This is a genomic window from Micromonospora sp. DT4 (assembly GCF_049841675.1).
In the GTDB taxonomy this organism is placed as follows: domain Bacteria; phylum Actinomycetota; class Actinomycetes; order Mycobacteriales; family Micromonosporaceae; genus Micromonospora.
The window spans coordinates 1-4,458 of record NZ_JBNCKT010000208.1; the positions used below are offsets into that span (position 1 = coordinate 1).

The following is a 4,458-nucleotide window of genomic DNA, read 5'->3' on the forward strand; positions in this document are numbered from 1 at the left end:
CATACACCACCTCCGGCGGCACACCCCCGCCGACAAACACCCCCGACCGCACCCACGACACCCCAAACTCCACACACGTCACAAAACCTGCCCCACCCACCCCGAACACCCCTCCCACCCCTACAACCAGCCAACGACTTCAGAAACTCCTCCGCGGAAACCGAAAATATGTCAAACACACCAGGCGAATATCCTGCGACAGGAACCAGGATTGTTCACTTTTCGAGTGGACTGTGCCGGTTTCTATGATTGAGCCTATGGTGTTGATCGAGGTGCTTTAAGCGGTCTCCGCCTCGACGAACGGGTCCGGCAGCACTCCGCAGCGCGCACCGCCCGGCAGATCCTGGAGACCACCCAAGCCGCTCACGCCGACCTGCTACAGCAGGTCAGCACCACCACCGCCGACGCCCTCGGCGACGACCCGAGCAGCCAGGCGATCGTCGACTCCTACCGAAGCCGGCTTCAGCTCGACCGGAGATCGCCAGATGCCGGGCGGTGACGAGGTGCGGGTCGACCCGAGCGCGCTCAGAACCCACGCCACGCACCTCGACCGCGTCTCCGACCGCGTCGACACCGCCCGCCAGGCCGGCCAGCACGTCCGACTCGGCGCCGACGCCTATGGGCGACTCTGCGCGGTCATGCCCATCCTGCTGGACGGACTACAGCGCACCCTCGTCGGCGGCGTCAGCACAGCCGCCGACTCGGTGCGCGACACTGCCGACTGGCTGTGTGTCAGCGCCGAACGCTACCGAGCCTCAGACATCCGCGCCGAGAATCGCCTCCGTCCCCCGCAGGGCTGACGGTGACCGTCAACCCACTTGTCGCGTCCGCCGCCGACACCTCGCCCACGCCATGGGCCGGCATCTGGATCTGCGAGGACTTCGACCTCATCGCCCAGGGCGTGCGCAGCGGCAGTTGGATCGACGGCAGCCTCGGCGTCGTCAGCGCCGGCCTCGACGCGCTCGCCCTCGTCTCCGACCCCGTCGGCGCACTCCTGCAGTACGGCATCGCCTGGCTCATCGAGCACGTCAAACCCCTCAGCGAAGCCCTCGACTGGCTCGCCGGAGATCCCGCCGAAATCACCGCCCACGCCGCCACCTGGTGCAACGTCGCAGCCGCCCTCCACGACGGCGCCGCCGCGCTGGGCGTTGCCGTACGCGCTGACGTAGCCGGCTGGGGCGGCAGCGCCAGCTCCGCCTACCGCACCTGGGCCGGCCAGCAGCAACAGGCGATATCCGGCCTCGCCCGCGGCGCCGACACCATGGCCGCCATCACCGAAGGCGCCGCCGGCCTCGTCGCCGCCGTCCGGCTCCTCGTCCGCGACGCCATCGCCACCTGCGTCTCCCGCCTCATCGTGTACGCCGGTGAACTCGTCGCCACCGCCGGCCTCGCCACACCGCTGATCGCCGAACAGGTGACGACGCTGGTCGCTTCCTGGGGAGCACGAATCGCACGACTGCTTCGCGCGCTGCTGTCCAGCCTCCGCCGACTCGTCCCGGACATCCGCCGCCTCGGCGACCTCGTCGACGGGCTGCGGCAGGCCCTCGGGCGGCTCCAGCAGCCGAACATTGGGGCTGACGGGCTGAGTCGGGTAAGGGGCAGGGGCGCCGGCCCTCGCATGCCGATGACGAGACAGTCGGTGCAGACCATCGCCGCGAAGTACGGCATCGACGTCTCGGACATCGACGTGAGCATCAACAACCGGCTCTCCGGCGTGTGCGGGATGACCAGAGCAGACGGGTCGGTCATGCTCTGCCGCGAAGCGTTCCGAAGTGGGGAGGACCTGGCCCGTACGCTCGAACACGAGCGCTTCCACGTCTCGGAGCTTCGTGGCGGACGGCCCTATCCGACGACTCATGTCGAGGCTGGTCGGCATCCGCCACGTCCGCCACACCCGCAGCGGCACGGCGGCCTCCCGCTTGCGCCGCTTGAGGATCGCCTCCGCGCCGATGACGTCAGCATGCCGGGCCTCGAGGACCTCCACCAGTTCGGCACCCGCCCGGAGGTGTTCCCGCACCCGAGGTACCCCGCCGACACCGGACTTCAGCAACCCTGGGAGTTCGCCCGGCCGTGGACGGCGTCGCCGCAGTTCACGCAGGCGCTCTCGACGCTCTTGGGACCGCCGCTCTCCCACGTCATCCACCTGTTGCTCCGGGAGGCCGCCGCAGGGGGCGTCCGGCCGCTTCGCGGCGAGCGCATCAGCTCGACACAAACGACAGAAACGGGCTGGGCTGGCCGCTCCACGACACATGCAGCGCCTCCCGGGCGCGGGTGCTCGCGACGAAGAGCAGGCAGCGTTCCCGGAGTAGGTCGCTGTCATGTTGCAGCTGGTCGACCTCGCTGGGCGTGACCTCCTTTGCGAAGGGAACCGCCCTCGCCGTGGCTCCCGCCACTGCAACACAGCGGAATTCGAGGCCTTTCATCGCGTGCATGGTGGCGAGCCGTACGCCCTCGACGTCTGCGCTGGGCTGATCCCGCACCCACACCGCCGGCACACCGGCGGCGGTCAGCTCGTCGTACACGGTGTTCAGCAGGAGATTGAACCGTGCGCAGACCGCGATCTCGCTGGGCTGGACGCCTTGGTCGAGCCACTCCGCCACGCGCTTGACCAGGGCTGCGACCTCGGTCTTCTGCGTGTCGTGGCCTTCGGCGTGGGGTCGAATGCCGTGCAGTAGCGACCGATAGCCGGTCAGGCTGTCCTCGCCCTCGCCCGCGAGGTCGTCAATCCGCGGCCCCGCCATCACGCTGGTGGCCCAGGTCAGAATCTCCTCGGTGCTGCGGTAGTTGATGCGCAGCCGACTACTGCGTCCGGCGACGGAGATGCCGAGGGCGCTGAGCGACACCCGTGAGTCGTAGATCCGTTGGTGTGGGTCGCCGGTGATGAAGAGGTCGTCCGGGCCGGGTGCGACGGCGGCGCGCAGCACCCGCCACTGTGCGGGGTGCAGATCCTGGGCCTCGTCGACCACCACGTGGTCGAACCCGTGCACGCTCAGGTCCGCACTGCCGAGCAGTTGCGCCGCCTGCGCGCACACCTGGAGGTGCGTGAGATTGCCAGCCGCCGACAGCTCCACCAGGAACATCTCGACAGCGGCCCATACCTGGTCGCGTTGTGAGGTGCCCAGCGCCGAACCACGTCCCCTGCGTTTGACCGCGCGGTAGTCATCTCGGCTGCGCACGTCCTGAGCGAGAACGACGTGCCGGAATTCCTGGGCGAGAAATTTCTCGGTCCAGGGCAGGTCCAGCCGGCGGCAGACCCGTCGCCACACCTGCCGCTCGTCGGTGTCGCCGATCGGGGTCACCACTCGGCTGGCGAGCGCCCTCAACGCACGGTTGGCGAAAGCGTTCACGGTGGTCACCTCGACCCGCGCCAGTTGCTCCTCATCGCCGAGGAGCAGCGCCAGGTTCGTCCGCAGCGTCGCGGCCAGGGCATTCGTGTACGTGGTGAGCAACACCCGGCCGCCCGAAGTACGGGAGAGCAGGTGCTTGACCCGGTGCAGGGCGACCACCGTTTTGCCGGTGCCGGGGCCGCCCGTCACCTGCGCCGACCCCTTGTACGACACCCGGTACGCGACGCGCCGCTGCGACGGGTGCAGGAACACCCGCCACGCGGCGAACGGCTTGTCGAGGATCTCGGCCAGCTCGTCGGGCCGGGTCACCAGCGTGATCCGGTTGGCGGTGTTGACGATCGCCATCGCCAGGCTCTCGCTGGGCTCGTCCGGGGCGTCGGCCGGGCGACGTTCGGCGACGAGGTCGCGGTAGACGTCATCCGGGGTGAACCCCTCGGCGAGGTACTGCAGCACCTCGAACTGGTCCTCGGGCAGCAGCGTCCCGAACGCCTCCAACTGCGGCTTGTCGATGATCGTGCGGACAGCCCGCAGCACCTGGTCGTCGATGCCGAGGTTCCGCAGCGCCGAGTCCGAGTGCTTCGCGAACAGCAACGTCGGCGCCTGCGCTGCCACCTTCTCCAGCGCCGGGGTGAGCTGTTCGATGGCTACCGTGTTGCGGACCTCCAACGCCCGGGTCGCCGTGTTGACGGTGTAGAGGCGCTTCGCCGCCCAGGTGTACGCGCCGTCATGCGGCACGACGTTGAGCAGAAGGAACGTGTCGCTACCGTCATCGGGGGCGAGCACGACGCCGCGCCAGAAGTCGTTGATCCGGATGGTCCGCATGCGCGGGTCCCGGGCGTTGTGCACCGACTCCAGGTGCAGTCCCTTGTCGGAGTGCAGCTCGGCGATGGTGAGTTGCTGGAACTTCTCCATCGCTTTACGTACGCCGGCCTTGATCGGCTTCTCCAGGACGTCAAAGCTCTGCCAGAAGCTATTGGCGAAGGCGAGCTGCGGCACGGGCGGACCCTCCGATGGATATCGGGGCAGGAACAGGAGCTAGTACGGCAGCCGTACTTCGTGATCATGGCTGGAGTTCGAGGGTGAGGCGGCGGGCGTAGTGGGCTTGTTTGGC

At 68.6% G+C, this 4,458-nt stretch carries 2 protein-coding genes and 1 pseudogene; 2 read left to right on the forward strand and 1 reads right to left on the reverse strand.

Features of this window, described 5'->3' with window-relative positions; genetic code table 11:
• Positions 1 to 485: 485 nt before the first annotated feature.
• Positions 486 to 800 carry a type VII secretion target gene (locus ACLQ24_RS28660; protein WP_425894856.1) on the forward strand — a complete coding sequence of 105 codons (315 nt, stop codon included), beginning with the start codon at positions 486 to 488 and terminating at the stop codon, positions 798 to 800.
• Positions 801 to 802: 2 nt separating this feature from the next.
• Positions 803 to 2,350: a WXG100 family type VII secretion target gene (locus ACLQ24_RS28665; RefSeq protein WP_425894857.1), complete on the forward strand. Its 1,548-nt coding sequence runs from the start codon at positions 803 to 805 to the stop codon at positions 2,348 to 2,350.
• On the opposite strand, the pseudogene ACLQ24_RS28670 reads toward ACLQ24_RS28665, so the two are convergent.
• A pseudogene (locus tag ACLQ24_RS28670) lies at positions 2,298 to 4,259 on the reverse strand (UvrD-helicase domain-containing protein); the annotation flags it as partial. The gene ACLQ24_RS28665 and the pseudogene ACLQ24_RS28670 sit on opposite strands and share 53 nt — an antisense overlap.
• Positions 4,260 to 4,458: the final 199 nt, after the last annotated feature.